The sequence below is a fragment of the Streptomyces sp. NPDC048481 genome (assembly GCF_043200075.1).
Taxonomy (GTDB): Bacteria; Actinomycetota; Actinomycetes; order Streptomycetales; family Streptomycetaceae; genus Streptomyces.
Genome location: NZ_JBICXC010000006.1, coordinates 332,165 through 347,823 on the forward strand (window position 1 = coordinate 332,165; position 15,659 = coordinate 347,823).

At 73.5% G+C, this 15,659-nt stretch carries 18 protein-coding genes; 11 read left to right on the forward strand and 7 right to left on the reverse strand.

The window, feature by feature from the left end; all coding sequences use genetic code 11:
• Positions 1 to 24: 24 nt before the first annotated feature.
• From ACGFSH_RS20885 to ACGFSH_RS20895, 3 genes are read left to right on the forward strand one after another with little or no spacing between them, the layout of a single operon-like run.
• Complete coding sequence (locus ACGFSH_RS20885; RefSeq protein WP_393350660.1) at positions 25 to 1,566, forward strand: IucA/IucC family protein; 1,542 nt, start codon at positions 25 to 27, stop codon at positions 1,564 to 1,566.
• A gap of 43 nt (positions 1,567 to 1,609) precedes the next feature.
• Complete coding sequence (locus ACGFSH_RS20890; protein ID WP_393350662.1) at positions 1,610 to 2,866, forward strand: VWA domain-containing protein; 1,257 nt, start codon at positions 1,610 to 1,612, stop codon at positions 2,864 to 2,866.
• A complete protein-coding gene (locus ACGFSH_RS20895; RefSeq protein WP_393350664.1) occupies positions 2,866 to 3,711 on the forward strand; it encodes a hypothetical protein in 846 nt (281 codons plus the stop codon). Before ACGFSH_RS20890 ends, ACGFSH_RS20895 begins: the two co-directional genes overlap by 1 nt.
• Before the next feature lie 213 nt (positions 3,712 to 3,924).
• Here ACGFSH_RS20895 and ACGFSH_RS20900 read toward each other — a convergent pair whose 3' ends face one another.
• The gene (locus ACGFSH_RS20900; RefSeq protein WP_393350667.1) at positions 3,925 to 4,551 is read right to left on the reverse strand and encodes a winged helix-turn-helix transcriptional regulator; all 627 of its coding nucleotides are present in this window, start codon (positions 4,549 to 4,551) and stop codon (positions 3,925 to 3,927) included.
• Positions 4,552 to 4,637: 86 nt separating this feature from the next.
• On the opposite strand from ACGFSH_RS20900, the gene ACGFSH_RS20905 reads away from it, so the two are divergent.
• The 5 genes from ACGFSH_RS20905 to ACGFSH_RS20925 all read left to right on the forward strand — a co-directional run bounded on the left by ACGFSH_RS20905 (position 4,638) and on the right by ACGFSH_RS20925 (position 8,424).
• Positions 4,638 to 5,846 carry a pyridoxal phosphate-dependent aminotransferase gene (locus ACGFSH_RS20905; protein WP_393350669.1) on the forward strand — a complete coding sequence of 403 codons (1,209 nt, stop codon included), beginning with the start codon at positions 4,638 to 4,640 and terminating at the stop codon, positions 5,844 to 5,846.
• A 29-nt stretch (positions 5,847 to 5,875) separates the two neighbouring features.
• Entirely contained in the window at positions 5,876 to 6,475 is a 600-nt protein-coding gene (locus ACGFSH_RS20910) for a histidine phosphatase family protein (protein WP_393350671.1), read from the forward strand.
• A gap of 48 nt (positions 6,476 to 6,523) precedes the next feature.
• A complete protein-coding gene (locus ACGFSH_RS20915; protein ID WP_393350672.1) occupies positions 6,524 to 7,171 on the forward strand; it encodes a hypothetical protein in 648 nt (215 codons plus the stop codon).
• Positions 7,172 to 7,322: 151 nt separating this feature from the next.
• Positions 7,323 to 7,745, forward strand: a complete 423-nt coding sequence (locus ACGFSH_RS20920) for an acyl-CoA thioesterase (protein WP_393350674.1) — start codon at positions 7,323 to 7,325, stop codon at positions 7,743 to 7,745.
• Positions 7,746 to 7,821: 76 nt separating this feature from the next.
• Positions 7,822 to 8,424, forward strand: a complete 603-nt coding sequence (locus ACGFSH_RS20925; protein WP_393350677.1) for an exonuclease — start codon at positions 7,822 to 7,824, stop codon at positions 8,422 to 8,424.
• A gap of 181 nt (positions 8,425 to 8,605) precedes the next feature.
• On the opposite strand, the gene ACGFSH_RS20930 is transcribed toward ACGFSH_RS20925, so the two are convergent.
• From ACGFSH_RS20930 to ACGFSH_RS20955, 6 genes are all read right to left on the reverse strand, one after another.
• Positions 8,606 to 9,985: an 8-oxoguanine deaminase gene (locus ACGFSH_RS20930; RefSeq protein ID WP_393350679.1), complete on the reverse strand. Its 1,380-nt coding sequence runs from the start codon at positions 9,983 to 9,985 to the stop codon at positions 8,606 to 8,608.
• A 180-nt stretch (positions 9,986 to 10,165) separates the two neighbouring features.
• A complete protein-coding gene (gene pucL / locus ACGFSH_RS20935; RefSeq protein ID WP_393350682.1) occupies positions 10,166 to 11,095 on the reverse strand; it encodes a factor-independent urate hydroxylase in 930 nt (309 codons plus the stop codon).
• 5 nt (positions 11,096 to 11,100) lie between these two features.
• The gene (uraH, locus tag ACGFSH_RS20940; protein WP_393350685.1) at positions 11,101 to 11,508 is read right to left on the reverse strand and encodes a hydroxyisourate hydrolase; all 408 of its coding nucleotides are present in this window, start codon (positions 11,506 to 11,508) and stop codon (positions 11,101 to 11,103) included.
• On the reverse strand, positions 11,505 to 12,026 hold the full coding sequence (gene uraD, locus ACGFSH_RS20945; RefSeq protein WP_393350687.1) for a 2-oxo-4-hydroxy-4-carboxy-5-ureidoimidazoline decarboxylase: 522 nt from the start codon (positions 12,024 to 12,026) through the stop codon (positions 11,505 to 11,507). Before uraD ends, uraH begins: the two co-directional genes overlap by 4 nt.
• Before the next feature lie 143 nt (positions 12,027 to 12,169).
• A complete protein-coding gene (locus ACGFSH_RS20950; RefSeq protein ID WP_393350689.1) occupies positions 12,170 to 12,538 on the reverse strand; it encodes a helix-turn-helix domain-containing protein in 369 nt (122 codons plus the stop codon).
• A complete protein-coding gene (locus tag ACGFSH_RS20955) occupies positions 12,535 to 12,783 on the reverse strand; it encodes a thiamine-binding protein (RefSeq protein ID WP_393350691.1) in 249 nt (82 codons plus the stop codon). The genes ACGFSH_RS20950 and ACGFSH_RS20955 overlap by 4 nt, the downstream gene beginning before the upstream one ends.
• 252 nt (positions 12,784 to 13,035) lie before the next feature.
• Between ACGFSH_RS20955 and ACGFSH_RS20960 the strand changes: the two genes are divergently transcribed.
• The 3 genes from ACGFSH_RS20960 to ACGFSH_RS20970 all read left to right on the forward strand — a co-directional run bounded on the left by ACGFSH_RS20960 (position 13,036) and on the right by ACGFSH_RS20970 (position 15,642).
• Entirely contained in the window at positions 13,036 to 13,887 is an 852-nt protein-coding gene (locus ACGFSH_RS20960; RefSeq protein WP_393350693.1) for a TIM barrel protein, read from the forward strand.
• Positions 13,888 to 13,942: 55 nt separating this feature from the next.
• Positions 13,943 to 14,833 (forward strand): 2-hydroxy-3-oxopropionate reductase, encoded by an 891-nt coding sequence (locus tag ACGFSH_RS20965; protein WP_393350695.1) that lies wholly within the window; start codon positions 13,943 to 13,945, stop codon positions 14,831 to 14,833.
• Between the two features lie 557 nt (positions 14,834 to 15,390).
• Positions 15,391 to 15,642: a hypothetical protein gene (locus tag ACGFSH_RS20970; protein WP_393350698.1), complete on the forward strand. Its 252-nt coding sequence runs from the start codon at positions 15,391 to 15,393 to the stop codon at positions 15,640 to 15,642.
• The last annotated feature ends 17 nt before the right edge of the window (positions 15,643 to 15,659 follow it).

Below are 15,659 nucleotides of genomic sequence, written 5' to 3' on the forward strand. Positions count from 1 at the left end.
ACCCGCACCCCCAGGAGCCCACCCGTGCATCGTCCCCCCACCGCTGAGGCCGAGCTGGCCGCGGAACTGGCCGTCGTGCGCCCCGCTCTCGGCCCGCGGTTCGCGGCCGAGCTGCCGGGAGCGCGGGCGGCCGTGCTGACCCGGCTGTGGCGCGGGCTCGCCCACGAGCCGCTGCCCTGGATCGCCGGCCGTGAGCAGGCGGGCGGGCAGCCGGGCCGGGGAGAGCTGCTGCTGCGGCTGCGCGACGGCCGCAGGCTGCGCGGCCCGCGCCCGGATCCGTACGCGAGCGCTGATCAGGTGACGCGGGTGTGGCTGGACGCGGCGGCGTACGACGACCCCGCATCTCTGATGACGGCGCTGTCCGTGCCGCACGGTACGGGCTTCGCCGCCGAAATCGGCCACAGCGTCGCCTCGTCGGCGCTGTCCCGGGCCGGGCAGGACCCCCTCGACGCCCCCTCGGCCGATCCGCGGCGGTGGCCGGCGCGGGACTGGGAGTGGGAGCAGCGGGTCGTCGACGGCCACCCGTTCCACCCCAACTGCCGTTCCCGGCCCGGTTTCTCGGTGGCCGAACAACTGGCGTACGGGCCGGAGCACCGGCCGGCGGTACGGCTCGGCCTGCTGCCGGTGCCGGCCGCCGAGTGCCTGGTGTCGGGCGACTGGCCGGAGCGGCTGCGCGACGGGACGCGCCTGCTGATCCCGGTGCATCCGTGGCAGGCGGCGCACGTGCTCAAGCGGTCCTGCGCCCAGGGGGTGACGGCGCGTCCGCTGATGTCGCTGCGCACGCTGGCGCTGCCCGAGGGCCCGCACGTCAAGACGGCGCTGAGCACCCGGCTGACGTCGTCGGTGCGGGACATCTCCGTCGGCTCCGTCGCCGCCTCGGCGGCCCTGTCCGAGTTCGCGCAGAGCCTGACGCCGTACACGGACGGCCTGCTGCACCTGACCCGTGGCCTGGGCGCGGCCACCGCCCACTCCCCCGACCTGGCGGCGGTGCTGCGCGAGTCGCCGGACGTGTACGGCGCGCCGGGCGAGCACGTGGTGCCGGTGGCGGCCCTCGCGGTGACCGGGCTGCCTCGTTCCCCGCTGTGGCTGGCGCGGTTCGCCCGGCTGGCGCTCGGCGTGGGACTGCGGCTGCTGGAGCTGGGCGTGGCGCTGGAGGCGCACGGGCAGAACCTGCTGGTCGTGCTGTCGGCGTCGGGGAGCCCGCTGCGGCTCGTCTACCGCGACCTGGCCGACATCCGGGTCAGTCCGGCCCGGCTGGCCCGGCACGGCGTCGCGCTGCCGGACGGGGTGCCGGCCCGGATCCGCACGGACGACGTGACGGCGCTGCGGCGCAAGCTGTTCGGTTCCCTGGTGGCCGGTGCGCTGGCCGGGACGGCTGGCGGCGGCCCCGCTCTGGGTGCGGCCCTGGAGGCGGCCGTACGGGATCTCCCGCGCACCCCGGACCTGGCGGCCCTGTGCGAGGAGCCGCTGCCGGCGAAGGCGCTGACGTTGATGCGCCTGTCGCCGGGGGCGCCCGGCGACCAGTGGGCGCTGCTGCCCAACCCGCTGCGCGGGGACGGAACCTGACCCCGTTTTGTGGCGGGACGCATCTGATCAATAGGATCCGCCGATGATCAGAACACAACGGCTGGCGGCGGGCGTCTGCGCCCTGCTCGCCGCACTGGCGGCCGGGACGGTCTTCCCGGCCGGGGCGGCCGCGGACGAGACCACCGCCACCGCGCCCAAGGTCGACCTGGTCCTCGACGTCAGCGGATCGATGCGGACGAAGGACATGGACGGCGGGACGCGGATGGCCGCGGCCAAGCAGGCGTTCAACGAGGTGCTGGACGCCACTCCGGAGAACGTCCTGCTCGGCATCCGGACCCTGGGCGCGAACTACCCGGGCGACGACCGCAAGACGGGCTGCAAGGACACCGCTCAGCTCTACCCGGTCGGCCCGCTGGACCGCACCGAGGCGAAGACGGCGGTGGCCACGCTGTCGCCCACCGGCTGGACGCCGATCGGCCCCGCGCTGCTGAAGGCGGCCGACGACCTCGACGGCGGCACCGGTTCCAAGCGGATCGTGCTGATCAGCGACGGCGAGGACACCTGCGCCCCGCTCGACCCCTGCGAGGTGGCCCGCGAGATCGCGGCCAAGGGCATAGGCCTGACCATCGACACCCTGGGCCTGGTGCCCAACGTGAAGATGCGCCGGCAGCTCAGCTGCATCGCCGAGGCGACCGGCGGCAGTTACACGTCGGTCGAGCACACCGATCAACTCACCGACCGGGTCAACCAGCTGGTGGACCGGGCCGCAGACCCCGTGGTCACTCCGGTGGCCGTCGAGGGCGCGGCCTCCTGCGCCGCGGCTCCCACGCTGAAGTCGGGTCTGTACACCGACCGCGAGGAGTTCGGGCGCCAGCGCTGGTACAAGGTGGACGTCGAGCCGGGCAAGGAGCTGCGCGCCTCGGTGAGCGTGGCGGCGGACCGGGCGGTGAACCCCGACCACGCGGTGCTGCTGCGGGCGGTCACGACGCACGGCCGGGAGATCGTGCGGGGCGAGGCGGCCGGCAACGGGCGCACCGACGTCGTCTCGACCGGGCTGCGCTACCCGAAGGCGGACGACGACGACGCTCCCGCCGAGACGGTGTGCGTGCAGGTGACGAACTCGTACTCGGTGGGCGCCGGCGTGAAGACCACGCCGGGTCTGCCGCTGGAGCTGACCGTGGACGTGGTCGACGGTCCTTCGCCGGCGAGCGACGTGGCCGCCTTCGGTCTCGGGCGCGGCTGGTGGCTGCTGGGCGTCCTGGTGCTGTTCGGATTCCTCGCGGGTGTCCTGTGGGGCTGGCTGTCACGCTGGCGGGTCGCGGTCTGGAGGACCAACTGATGCGGATCACACGGGTGACGACCGGCGTCCTGCCGGCGCTCGGACTGGCTCTCGGCCTGGCCCTCGGTCCGGCGGTCGCGCCGGCCGCCGCCGACGCCTCTCCCTCGGCGAGCCCTTCGGGCGACGGCTCCGCGCCCACCGAGGCGGGCACGTCGTTCCGTACGGCGACGGAGATCGACCAGGGCGAGACGGCCACCGCGAGCGGTTCCGCGGGCGACTACCTGTACTGGTCGTTCCCGGCCGACACGGGCCAGCGCCCCACGGTCGAGGCGACGGTGAAGCTGCCGAAGTCGCACACCGCGCAGACCTGGCAGGTCGACGTGTACGACGGGCTGCGGCGCCGCCAGGCCTGCCAGTACGGCGCGCAGACGCGCACCGCGGCGGCGGGCACCGCCTCGGTCGAGCTGGCCTGCGTGCTGCGCACGGTGCGCGCGTGGGCGGAGCCGTGGGCCGACGACCCGCTGCCGGGCACGTACTACGTGCGTCTGACGGCCCTCGGCCTCACGGCGGGCGACCTGGGTCTGCCGGTCGACGCCACGCTGCGGGTGGAATCCAAGGACATCGGCGGCGCGGCCGCCGTGGACGGTTCGCTGGCGCAGCCGCTGGTGCCCGGCGCCGCGGTCCGGTCGAAGGACGCGGAGAACGGGACGGACGCGAAGGGCGGCTCGTCGGGGCCGGCCGTCCTGTCGAGCATCGAGCCCGACGACGGCTGGTCGTCCGGCTGGTGGTCGGACCGCTGGGTGTGGACCGCCGTCGGCGCCGTCCTGGCCGCCCTGGCGGGCATCGGCGGATACACGCTGACGCGCGGATCGGGACGGCCGCGGCACGTGCCGCCGGGCGCCTGACGGACCGTCCGGCCTGCGCCTGACGTCATGTCACAGCCCTTTCGGGGCACGGTCGAAGGGGCCGCCACAGCACGGTGGCGGTCCCTTCGCCGTCCCCCGCGGGGTTTCCCGGCACCCGCGCCCTCGCCCTGGTGCCGGACCCGCCCCGTCCTCGCCCTGGTGCCGGACCCGCCCCGTCCTCGCCCTGGTGCCGGACCCGCCTCTCCCAGGACCTCAGGCGTCCCGCAGCTCCTTGGCCAGCGGCCCGTCGCCGCTCACCGTGATCCGCCCGGAGCGCACCGCGTCGAGCACCGTCAACTCCCCCTGGGCGACGGCCGTGCAGATGTCCGTGCCGAGGTCGAGCCGGGCGTCCGGCGCCACCGGGGCGGGCCCGTAGCCGTACACGGGACCGTCCTGTGCGCCGACGAACAGGTGGAAGTCGCCCTCGTCGAGGCGCACTTCGACGACGCCCTCGCCCGGCAGCCCGCGTACCAGCGGCAGCGCGAACCAGTGCGCCCGCAGCGCGTCGGTGGGCCGCCGCTCGCCGAGTTCACGCTCGCCCCACGCGCCGAGCGCCTGGAGCACGGGCAGCAACTCCCGTCCGCGCTCGGTGAGTTCGTACACGTAGGCCGCTCCGGGCGGGGGCAGCCGGCGCCTGGTGGCCAGCCCGTCGCGTTCCATGTCCTTCAGCCGTGAGGCGAGGACGTCCGTGCTCACGCCGGGCAGGTCGGCGTGCAGATCGGTGTAGCGGCGCGGGCCGGCGAGCAGTTCCCGGACGATCAGCAGGGTCCAGCGGTCGCCCACGACGTCGAGGGCACGGGCGGCGGAACAGTACTGGTCGTAGCTTCGGCGCGGTGACATGGCACGCAGTCTAGACATGTCGTTGGACTTTCCAAGCTGGAACTTGGTAAAACCAAGCAACACATCAACCGGAGGGGCGAGCGCGCATGGAGTTCCGGCAGTCGAACAAGCTGAGCGAGGTCTGCTACGAGATCCGCGGCCCGGTGATCGAGCACGCCGACGCGCTGGAGGCGGCCGGCCACAGCGTCCTGCGCCTGAACACCGGCAACCCCGCGCTGTTCGGCTTCGAGGCGCCGGAGGAGATCCTCCAGGACATGATCCGCATGCTGCCGCAGGCGCACGGCTACACCGACTCGCGCGGCGTCCTGTCCGCCCGCCGCGCGGTGGCGGGGCGCTACCAGACGCTGGGCCTGGAGGTCGGCGTCGACGACGTGTACCTCGGCAACGGCATCTCCGAGCTGATCTCGATGGCCGTGCAGGCGCTCGTCGAGGACGGCGACGAGATCCTCATCCCGGCCCCCGACTTCCCCCTGTGGACGGCCGTCACCACGCTCGCCGGCGGCAAGGCCGTCCACTACCTGTGCGACGAGCAGGCCGACTGGTACCCGGACCTGGACGACATGGCGTCGAAGATCACCGACCGCACCAAGGCCGTGGTGATCATCAACCCGAACAACCCCACCGGCGCGGTCTACCCGAAGCAGATCATCGAGGGCATCCTCGACCTGGCCCGCCGGCACGGCCTGATGGTCTTCGCCGACGAGATCTACGACCAGATCCTGTACGACGACGCCGTGCACCACTCGGTCGCCGCGCTCGCCCCCGACCTGGTCGTGCTGACCTTCTGCGGCCTGTCGAAGACCTACCGGGTGGCCGGCTTCCGGTCGGGCTGGCTCGTGGTCACCGGCCCGAAACAGCACGCGAAGAACTACCTGGAGGGCCTGACCATGCTGGCCTCCATGCGGCTGTGCGCCAACGCGCCCGCCCAGTACGCCATCCAGGCCGCGCTCGGCGGACGCCAGTCCATCCACGAGCTGACCGCGCCCGGCGGCCGCCTGCACGAACAGCGCACCGTGGCCTGGGAGAAGCTCAACGAGATCCCCGGCGTGTCCTGTGTGAAGCCGAAGGGCTCGCTGTACGCCTTCCCGCGCCTGGACCCCAAGGTGCACAAGATCCACGACGACGAGAAGTTCGTCCTGGACCTGCTGCTGCGGGAGAAGATCCAGGTCGTCCAGGGCACCGGGTTCAACTGGCCCGCCCCCGACCACTTCCGCATCCTGACCCTGCCGCACGCGGACGACCTGGAGGCCGCGATCGGGAGGATCGGCCGGTTCCTCAGCGGGTACCGGCAGTAGCGCCGGCCGGCTGTGCCAGCCTGTGTCCCATGGGTGATCTCTTTCTCGTCCGGCACGGCGAGACCTCCTGGTCGCGTTCCGGACGCCACACCGGCTCCACGGACGTCCCGCTGACCGACCGCGGCCGCGCACAGGCGCGCGCGCTCGCGCCGCTGATCGGCGCGCAGCGGATCGGGGCGGCGTTCGTCAGCCCGTTGCAGCGGGCGCGCGAGACCGCGGAGCTGATCGGGCTGTCCGGCTTCCGGCTCGACGCGGACCTGCGCGAGTGGGACTACGGCGGCTACGAGGGCGTGACGACCGCCGAGATCCAGCGCACCAGGCCCGACTGGTTCCTCTTCAGCGACGGGGTGACACCGGGGCCGCCCGACCACCCCGGGGAGACGGCCGAGCAGGTCGGGGAACGCGCCGACCGGGTCCTGGCCAGGGCCGACGAGGCGCTCGCCGGCACCGAGGGCTGCGTGGTGCTGGTGGCGCACGGGCACTTCCTGCGGGTGCTCACCGCCCGCCGGCTGGGACTGCCCCCGTCGGCCGGGGCGTTGTTCCAGCTCGCGACGGGGACGCTGTGCCGGCTCGGCACGGAACACGGGCGACCGGTGATCGCCGCCTGGAATGTCAGTCCCCCGACGTAGCCTCGGACCCACCGGGGCGAACGGCCCGGGACCGGGAAGGAGCACGCCGTGACACGACCGCCGACCGCCGCGCAGCGGCGCGTGATCGACGCCGCCGATCCGGTCTCCGGTCGGCTGAAGGGCACACCGGCGCAGCTCACGGCCCTGGTCCGGCACGGGCTGGCGTTCCGGCACCCCCGGCCGCCGCACGACCACTTCCTGACGCCCGCGGGCCACCGCGTGCGGGAGGCGGCGCCCGGCCCTCCGTCCGGCGGGCCCGCGGCCGGCGCCCCCGAGGCGGTCGCGGACAGCGGGGTGTTCGCGGCGCGCGTCGGCGGCGAGGAGGACGGCGCGGACGGCGGCCCCGCCCGGCTGCGCGAGGTGCGCGGCGCCTGGCAGGGGCTGCTGGAACTGCGCCGGATGACCAACCCGGACGGCGGGACGGACCGGCCCTGCGGCTGGGAGCGCGCGCATCTCGTGCGGGCCGCCGCCCTCGCCGTGGAGGCGGCCGGCCACCGCCCCGCCGGCCCCGGCGGGAGGGACGGCTACCGGGTGCGGGCCACCCCGCAGCCGGAGGCCGTCGCCGTGCACGCGCCGGACGAGGCGACGCTGCGGGCCTGCGCGGCGACCCTGGAGCAGGCGGGCTGGCAGGTCGGCGAGCACACCGAGCCCCGCACCCGGGCGCGCTATCTGCTGGCTTCCCCGCGCCGCGCCTGAAGGTCGTGCCAAGATCGATGTCCGGGGCATCGACGTCCAGGACATCGATGTCCGCGGCTTCGACGTCCGGGGCACCGATGCCCGGGACCTCGGCGCCGCCCGCGAGAAACCCACCAGCAGGCCACGAGAAGTCCCACGAGAAGGGGAGACAGTGAGCGATCCGTTCTCCGTCCGGGTCACCGTCCGCGGATACGAGACCGACGTGCAGGGACACCTCAACCAGAGCGTGTACCTCAACTACGCGGAGCACGCTCGCTGGTCGCTCCTGCACGCGGCGGGCATCACCCAGGCCGAGCTGCTCGGCAGGGGCGTGGGCCCCGTCGCCCTGGAGACCACCATCCGCTACCGCCGCGAACTCCTCGCCGGTGACGAGGTCGACGTGTCGTGCGTGTTCGAGTGGAGCGGCGGCAAGACGTTCCGCATCGAGCAGACCGTCACCAAGGCGGACGGCACGGTCGCCGCGGAGATCACCGCCGTCGGGGGCCTGCTGGACCTGACGGCCCGCCGCATGGTCGCCGACCCGCAGAACATCTTCAGGGAACTCGCCTTTGACCCCGAGCTGTTCGGGCTCTGACCCCTCCCCGGGCACGGGCCGGGCATCCGCAAATTCGGGTGCCGCTGCGGCCGCGCGGCTGCGATCATCGGGCCCCATGTCCGCACGACGCGTGAAACCCGACCTCTGCATCTCCGTCGACGTGGAGGCCGACGGCCCGATACCCGGCCCGTACTCCATGCTCAGCCTGGGCGCGGCGGTCGCGGGCCGGCTGGACGGCGACGGGTTCACCGCGGCCGATCCCACCCGGCTGACCTTCTACCGCGAACTGCGGCCGATCTCCGACGGGTTCGTCCCCGAGGCGCTCGCCGTGAGCGGTCTGGACCGGGACCGCCTGCTCCGGGAGGGGCTCGACCCGGCCCTGGCGCTCGCGCAGTTCTCCCGGTGGGTGGGCGAGGTGAGCGGCGACGCGCGGCCGGTGATGTGCGCCTACCCCGCATCGTTCGACTGGACGTTCCTGTACTGGTACCTGATCCGGTTCACCGGCCGGAGCCCGTTCGGGCACTCCGGCTGCCTCGACATGAAGACGCTGTACGCCGCCAAGGCGGGTCTGCCGCTGCGCGCGGTGGCCAAGCGGACGATGCCGGCACATCTGCTGCCGACGCGCCCGCACACGCATCACGCGCTCGACGACGCCGTCGAGCAGGCCGAGCTGTTCGCGAACCTGATGGCGTGGCGGGGGCCCGGCTCCCGCGGGTGACTTCCTGGGCCGCTGTCGCCGGCCGGTGCGGGCCCTGGGACGGGCACGCCGGTGCGGGCACGCCGGGGCGGGCCGGGGGCCATGACAGCGGGGGCCGGTCCCGGGGCGCGCGGTGAACGCGCGCCCCGGTCACGGCGTCCGGGCCAGGGCCGTCCCCCTCGCCCGGAGTCCTCGGGGCCGCTCAGCCCTGCGCGGCGATCCGCGCCAGCCGCTGCGCCTGCGCGCGGGTCGAGCGGGCGACGGCGTCCTCGTCGATGTGCAGCAGCCGTCCGTCCTCGACGATCTGACGGCCGTTCACGAAGGACGCGGTGACGGGGGCAGCCGCGCCGAAGACGAGGGCGGTCACCGGGTCGGCGATGGAGGCGTGCGCGAGGGTGTCCATCCGCCACAGCACCAGGTCGGCCAGCTTGCCCGGCTCCAGTGAGCCCGTCTCCCGGGCCCGGCCGAGGACCCGGGCCCCGCCGAAGGTGCCCAGGCGCAGCGCCTGACGGGCGTTCAGGGCCGCCTCCCGGTGGGCGCCGAGGCGGTTGATGAGCAGGGCGTTGCGCAGTTCGGTGTGGAGTTCGCCGGACTCGTTGGAGGCCGTGCCGTCGACGCCGAGGCCGACCGGGACGCCGGCCTTCAGCATGTCGGGGACGCGGGCGATGCCCGCGGCGAGCCGGGCGTTGGACGACGGGCAGTGGGCGACGCCGGTCCCGGTGCGGGCGAACGCGTCGATGTCGGAGTCGTTCATGTGGACGCAGTGCGCCATCCACACGTCCTCGCCGAGCCAGCCGGTGGACTCGAAGTAGTCGGTCGGGCCCATGCCGAACAGCTCGTGGCAGAACTTCTCCTCCTCGACCGTCTCCGAGCCGTGGGTGTGCAGCCGCACGCCGAGCCGGCGGGCCAGTTCGGCGCCCTGGCGCATCAGCTCGGTGGAGACCGAGAACGGCGAGCAGGGGGCGACGGCGACCTGGGTCATCGCGTCGTAGGAGGCGTCGTGGTGGCGGCGGACGGTCTCCTCGGTGGCGGCGAGGGCGTCGTCCAGCGTCTCGACCGCGAAGTCCGGGGGCAGACCGCCGTCCTTCTCGCCGCGGTCCATGGAGCCGCGGGCGAGGGTGAAGCGCACGCCGATGTCGCGGGCGGCGCCGATGACGGCGCCGGACAGGTCGCCGGAGCCGCGCGGGAAGACGTAGTGGTGGTCCATGGCGGTGGTGACGCCGCCGCGGGCCATCATCGCCAGGGAGCCCTCGGCGGCCGCCCGGACCATCTCCTCGTCGATGCGCGCCCACGTGGGGTAGAGGGCGACCAGCCAGTCGAAGAGGTTGTGGTCGGTGGCCAGGCCCCGGGTGATCCACTGGTAGAAGTGGTGGTGGGTGTTGACAAGGCCGGGAGTGACCAGGTGCCCGGTGGCGTCGATGCGGCGCCCGACGTTCTCCAGGTCCCGGGGGGCCGGGCCCGCGCCGAGCGACTCGATGCGGTTGCCCGCGAGGACGACGTGTCCGTCCGCGTGCTCGGTGTCCTCGGCGTCGACGGTCGCGATCGCACAGTTCTCGATGACGATGCGCCGGTCTGCTGCCATGGTTTCGTCCTTTTCCCTCGGTGGACCCGCGGTGGGCCTCGCCGGGCCCTCGGTGGACCCGGATGGAGCGGGCACGGCATGACCCTGGAGGAGTTGAGTGCCGCGGCCGGGGACCGGCCCCGGCCGCGGGTGCCGCAGGAGAGTTGGGTGGGAGTGAGGGGCGGGGGTGCGGCGGGTCCGTCAGAGGTTGGTGAGGTCCGCCGGTATCCGGGCCTGGCAGCCGTCCCGCAGGACGGTCCCCTCGATCAGGCCGTAGGGCCGGTCGGCGGCGAAGTACACGGCGCCGTCGGCGGTGTCGTTCTTCAGCCCGAACGGCTTCAGGTCGACCAGGAAGTGGTGCTTGTTGGGGAGCGAGAAGCGCACCTCGTCGATCTCGTCGCGGTGCTCGACGATCCGCGCGCCCATGGCGTAGAGGGTCTGCTGGAGGGAGAGCGAGTACGTCTCGGCGAAGGCCAGCAGCAGGTGCTTCCTCGCCTCCGTGTACGACGCGTTCCAGTCCGGCGCCGGCCGGGCGTCGTCGGTCCAGTTGTGGCGCCAGCGGGCGGTCACGTCGGTCGCCAGGATCCGGTCGTGCGTCTCGGGCAGGGTGGTGTACTCGTCCTTGACGTAGCCCCAGAACTCGGAGTTCGTCGAGTTCATGACGGTGAGGTCCTTGAGCCCGGAGACGACCTCCCAGGTCGAGCCGTCGTAGGTGATCTGGGCCAGACGGGTCTCCTGGCCGCGGCGGACGAAGGAGTGCTCGTCCGTGCCGGGCGTCGCGATCCGCTCCCAGGAGTACTCCTCGACGCGGATGCGGGCGGTCCGGATCGGCTCCTGCGAGGTGACGAAGTGGCGGGCGAGGTGGATGCCGAACTGCTCGGCGGACTCGATGCCGTGCTCCTTGGCGAACGCGTACACCGTGTTCTTGGTGGTGTCGGTCGGCAGGACGTTGGCGTTGGATCCGGAGTAGTGGACCTCGTCCATGTCGCCGCTGAGCGCGACGGACACGTTGAGGTCCTTGATGTGGTGGGTCTCGCCGTCCCGCGTGATTCTGACGACCCTGTTCTCGGCCTTGCCGTACTGGTTCTGGCCCAGCGTCACGGGGCGGGCGGGGCGTGAAGCGTCGGTCATGTCTGCTAGCTCCCTCGGTATACGGAGTAGCCGAACGGGTTGAGCAGCAGCGGTACGTGGTAGTGCTCGCCCGGCACGACGGCGAACGTGATCGCCACCTCCGGGAAGAACACGCCGGCGGCACCGCTGTCCCGATTCGCGGGGGCGTCCTGCTGCGCATCGGCTCGCTGGTTGTCTCGGTGCTCGAAATACGCCTCCACGGCGAAGTCGAGCCGTACGTGGGTGGTCCCCTCCGGCAGCGCCGGCAGGTCCTTGCACCGGCCGTCCGCGTCGGTCGCGGAGCCGCCGAGCGCCTGCCAGTCCGCTCCCCGGCCGCCGCGGGCCGCGAGCCGGACGGCGACGCCCGCGGCGGGGCGGCCGACGGAGGTGTCCAGGATGTGGGTGGACACCGAAGCGGTGGTGCTGGTGCTCATGGTGTGTCTCGGTCCTCTTCGACGAGTCGGGCCAGGCGGATGCGGTTGATCTTGCCCAGTTCGCGGCGGACGATCTCCCGCTCCCGTTCCGGCGGGTTGCCGATCCGCTCCCTGACCGCGTCGAGCATCTCCTCGGCGGTGCGGCCGGTGGCGCAGATCAGGAAGACATGGCCGAACCTCTCCTGGTAGGCCAGATTCAGTTCGAGCATCTGCGCCCTGAGCCGGTCGGAGGCGCCGGCCATGCCGCGCTGCTCGCGCGCCGAGGCCGGGTCGCCGGGTTTCGGGCGGCCGATCGGCGGATGTCCGGCCATCGCCTCCGCCAGGTCGGCGGCGGTCAGTTCGGCCGTGGCCGCGTCGCCCGCCTCGTACAGTTCGTCGGCGGACGCGTAGGGGCGGGCCGCGAGCACTCGGCTCGCCCACGCCGGGGAGGCGCACGCCTCGAGGAGCGCGGCGCGGGCCGCGGACTCCTCCAGGCCGTTGAACCGGGCCAGGCCCGGGAGCGGGGAAGTCGACGTCACGGGAGCCTCCGTGGCCGCGGAGAACGGCCTTCGTGCTTGAGCGGGCTGCGGCCAGCTAACGCCCCCGCGCGACACCACGTCAACACTTTGTTGAAAATTCTCGGCGAGAGGCGCTCCGCGGGCAGGGCGGACCGGGGGTCCGGTCAGGCGCCCTTCTCGCGGTTGAGGTAGTTGTAGACCGTGAAGCGGCTCACCCCGAGCGCGCTCGCCACGGTCTCCACGCCGTGCCGCACGGAGAAGGCGCCGCGCGCCTCGAGTATCCGCACGACCTCCTGCTTCTCCTTGCGGTCCAGGTCGGCGAGGGGTCTGCCCTTGCGGCGCTCCATGGCGGCCAGGATGTGGTCGAGGGAGTCGGCGAGCTGGGGCAGGCGCACGGCCACGGACTCGATGCCCTCCCAGGTCAGGACGACGTCCTCGGCTCCGGCCTCGTCCGGCGGGAGCATCTCGCCGCCCATCGCGTCGACCAGCGGCTTGACGGCCGCGATGAAGGCCGCGTCGCCGCCGGCGCTCACCGCTCCTCCCCGACGACGTTGACCTGGAGCGAGACACGGGTGGCGCCCGCACCCAGGGACTCGCGCAGCAGGGCGTCGACGGCGGCCAGCACCGCGTCGGCGGAGCCCTCGACGGTGTTGCCGAAGGGCCCGACGTCCACCGCGTCCAGGTCGGCGCGCTCGATCACCTCGCGGGCGGCCAGCGCGTGCGCGGGCGCCTCGTCGAGGTCGAAGGGCTCGGTGGTGAACTCCACTTTCAGTCGCATCGCGCCCCACACCTTCCTGAACGGGTCCCGGCCGCAGACGCCCGGACCCCCGACCTTAACGGACCGGACGGACGATCACCCGGGAGTCCGGATTCCCCCTGGCCCGCCCGGAGCCGGCCGGCGGCGCACGCGTCGGGCACCCCCTTGACAAGCCGCGACCCACGACGGCAACCTTCCGTTAAGCAGAAACTAACTTCCGCAATACGGAAACAAGGCGGAAGCAGTCGACACGGAAGGGAGCGCGGAACCCTCATGGGATTCGAAGACCAGCGCTTCAGCGTCAACCTGTCGATCCTCTTCACGGAACTCCCGCTCCTGGAACGTCCCGCGGCCGCCGCCGCGGCCGGGTTCGGCGCGGTCGAGCTGTGGTGGCCCTGGATCGACTCACCCACCCCCGAGCAGTCCGCGCTCGACGCCCTGAAGCGGGCGATCGACGACGCGGGCGTACGGCTCACCGGCCTCAACTTCTACGCGGGACGCCTCCCGGGCCCGGACCGCGGCGCCCTGTCGCTGCCCGGCGCCGAGTCGGAGCGGTTCCGCGCCAACATCGACGTGGCCGCCGACTTCGCGCAGACCCTGGGCTGCGGGGCGCTCAACGCCCTCTACGGCAACCGCGTGGCGGGCGTGGACCCCGCCGAGCAGGACGCGCTCGCGCTGGAGAACCTCGTCCTCGCGGCCCGGGCCGCCGACCGGATCGGCGCGACCTTGCTGATCGAGGCGCTGAACCGGCCCGAGTCGCCGCTGTACCCCCTGGTGAGCGCGGCCGCCGCGGTCGGGATCGTCGACAAGGTCAACCGGGCGACCGGACTCGGCAACGCGCGGTTCCTGATGGACCTCTACCACCTGTCCATGAACGGCGAGGACCTCCCGGCGGTGATCGAGCGCCATGCCGCGCTGACCGGCCATGTGCAGATCGCCGACGACCCGGGCCGCGGCGCGCCGGGCACGGGCACGCTGCCGCTGGAGGACCTGCTCGACCGGCTGGCGAAGGCGGGCTACGACGGCTGGGTCGGCCTGGAGTACAAGCCCGGCGACCGGACGGGCGCCGAGGCGTTCGGGTGGCTGCCCCGTGAGGCCCGCCCCGCCCGCGGACCGCGCCGGTGAGGCCCGCCGCCGCGAAGCCCGCCGCACACACCCCCGCACCGAGAGGCGTTTCGTCATGAGCAGTCTTCCCAAGGTCGCCTGGATAGGCCTCGGCATCATGGGCTCCCCCATGTCCGAGAACCTCGTCAAGGCGGGCTACGACGTCACCGGCTTCACCCTGGAGCAGGACAAGCTGGACCGGCTCACCGCCGCCGGCGGCACCGCGGCCGCCTCGATCGCGGACGCCGTGCGCGACGCCGACGTCGTGATCACCATGGTCCCGGCCTCCCCGCAGGTCGAGGCGATCGCCTACGGGCCGGACGGCGTCCTCGAGAACGCGAGGCCGGGCACGCTCCTGATCGACATGTCCTCGATCACCCCGCAGACCTCGGTCGACCTGGCGAGGGCCGCCGCGGACAAGGACATCCGGGTGCTGGACGCCCCGGTGTCCGGCGGCGAGGCCGGCGCGATCGAGGCCGTGCTGTCCATCATGGTCGGCGGCGACCAGGCGGACTTCGACCGGGCCGAGCCGATCTTCGACGCGCTGGGCAGGACCGTCGTGCTGTGCGGTCCGCACGGCTCCGGGCAGACCGTGAAGGCCGCCAACCAGCTGATCGTCGCCGTCAACATCCAGGCGTGCGCCGAGGCCGTGGTCTTCCTGGAGAAGTCGGGCGTGGACCTGAAGGCGGCGCTGGACGTCCTGAACGGCGGCCTCGCCGGCTCCACCGTCCTGACGCGCAAGAAGGACAACTTCCTCGCCCGCGACTTCGGGCCGGGCTTCCGGATCGACCTGCACCACAAGGACATGGGGATCGTCACGGACGCCGCCCGCAACGTCGGCGCGGCCCTGCCCGTCGGCGCGCTCGTCGCCCAGCTGGTCGCGAGCCTGCGCGCGCAGGGCGACGGCGGCCTGGACCACTCGGCGCTGCTGCGGGCCGTGGAGCGGCTCTCGGGCGCGCGCGTCTGAGCCCGGCCACAGAAAGCTTCCGGGCGGCGTCGTCGTCGACACATGTCCTGTCGCGCCCAGCGACGACCGCCGCCCGGAACCCCGCACCGACTGAACCCCACCGGCCGCACTCCCGCGGCTCCCGGTGGACGAGGAGCCGGTCCACGCGCTCACGCGAGGGCCGGCCGCACGAACGGCCCGCACCGCGGGGACGGCCCGGATGAGGGGTGACCGTCCCGGCGGGTGCGGGTCCGGTGAGGACCGCGGCGGCGTGCGAGCCAGTGCGGTGGTGAAGGAAGCGAGCGCCCTTCTCGACCTGAGGGAAGGCGTCCCGGTTCCGTCGCACCCGCCGCGGTCCCCGCCCCACCGAGCCCCGTCCGGCGGCGCGAACGTCCTGTCGCGCCCAGCCTCGCGCCGTCGGACGGCCACACGGCCCGTCACGACGCGCCCCCGCCGGCCCCCGCCGACGGGGGCGCCCGCACGCCCGCACCCGGCACACCCGCCCGTCCGGCGGCCGCCCCGCCGGCGCACAAGGCGTCCGACGTGCGGATCGCGCCCGTCCGCAGGACGCTGGGGGCATGGGCGATCCCACGCGACCTCCGCACATCGTGGTGCACCCCCCGGCCCTGGACGGCTCCCGCCGGGTCACCTCCGGCGACGCGGTGCTCGGCCTCGCCTCGCATCTCGACGACGTCGTGGAGATCCTGCGCCTGGCCGACCTGGACCGGATCGAGGTGGAGGAGGACGACCTCATCGAATGGCAGGGCGGCGGCCCCGACGACTGGCCCGGACTGTCCGAGGAGCACGGCAGGCCTCCGGACGGGCGATAGACAGGGGGCGGGCGCCC

Excerpts from the sequence above, each read along its gene's own strand:
- ACGFSH_RS20890 (WP_393350662.1), top strand. The coding sequence starts at position 1,610 with ATGATCAGAACACAACGGCTGGCGGCGGGCGTCTGCGCCCTGCTCGCC.
- ACGFSH_RS20895 (WP_393350664.1), top strand. The coding sequence starts at position 2,866 with ATGCGGATCACACGGGTGACGACCGGCGTCCTGCCGGCGCTCGGACTG.
- ACGFSH_RS20900 (WP_393350667.1), bottom strand. The coding sequence starts at position 4,551 with ATGTCACCGCGCCGAAGCTACGACCAGTACTGTTCCGCCGCCCGTGCC.
- ACGFSH_RS20905 (WP_393350669.1), top strand. The coding sequence starts at position 4,638 with ATGGAGTTCCGGCAGTCGAACAAGCTGAGCGAGGTCTGCTACGAGATC.
- ACGFSH_RS20910 (WP_393350671.1), top strand. The coding sequence starts at position 5,876 with ATGGGTGATCTCTTTCTCGTCCGGCACGGCGAGACCTCCTGGTCGCGT.
- ACGFSH_RS20925 (WP_393350677.1), top strand. The coding sequence starts at position 7,822 with ATGTCCGCACGACGCGTGAAACCCGACCTCTGCATCTCCGTCGACGTG.
- ACGFSH_RS20930 (WP_393350679.1), bottom strand. The coding sequence starts at position 9,985 with ATGGCAGCAGACCGGCGCATCGTCATCGAGAACTGTGCGATCGCGACC.
- pucL (WP_393350682.1), bottom strand. The coding sequence starts at position 11,095 with ATGACCGACGCTTCACGCCCCGCCCGCCCCGTGACGCTGGGCCAGAAC.
- uraH (WP_393350685.1), bottom strand. The coding sequence starts at position 11,508 with ATGAGCACCAGCACCACCGCTTCGGTGTCCACCCACATCCTGGACACC.
- ACGFSH_RS20955 (WP_393350691.1), bottom strand. The coding sequence starts at position 12,783 with ATGCGACTGAAAGTGGAGTTCACCACCGAGCCCTTCGACCTCGACGAG.
- ACGFSH_RS20960 (WP_393350693.1), top strand. The coding sequence starts at position 13,036 with ATGGGATTCGAAGACCAGCGCTTCAGCGTCAACCTGTCGATCCTCTTC.
- ACGFSH_RS20965 (WP_393350695.1), top strand. The coding sequence starts at position 13,943 with ATGAGCAGTCTTCCCAAGGTCGCCTGGATAGGCCTCGGCATCATGGGC.
- ACGFSH_RS20970 (WP_393350698.1), top strand. The coding sequence starts at position 15,391 with ATGGGCGATCCCACGCGACCTCCGCACATCGTGGTGCACCCCCCGGCC.